General features: G+C 45.7%; 1 rRNA gene. It reads left to right on the forward strand.

From position 1 onward, the window contains the following. Positions 1-194: ribosomal RNA gene (locus H6A25_RS12595) — 23S ribosomal RNA — on the forward strand; the annotation flags it as partial. Between the last annotated feature and the right edge of the window lie 60 nt (positions 195-254).

Here is a 254-nt window from a genome sequence, read left to right on the forward strand (position 1 = left end):
CAGGAGCACAGCTGGGTAGCTATGTGCGGGCTTGATAAACGCTGAAGGCATCTAAGCGTGAAACAAACTCTAAGATTAGATCTCCCATCCGAAAGGAGTAAGGCCCCACGAAGACTATGTGGTTGATAGGTCAGAGATGTAAGTGCAGTAATGCATTCAGTCGACTGATACTAATAGGCCGAGGGCTTGACCTAAAATATTGGGCAACCTCGTTTCCATGTTTCCTTCCTTGTTCAGTTTTCATTGTGCTTTTG

The organism is Intestinimonas butyriciproducens, from assembly GCF_016901775.1.
Taxonomy (GTDB): domain Bacteria; phylum Bacillota; class Clostridia; order Oscillospirales; family Butyricicoccaceae; genus Pseudobutyricicoccus.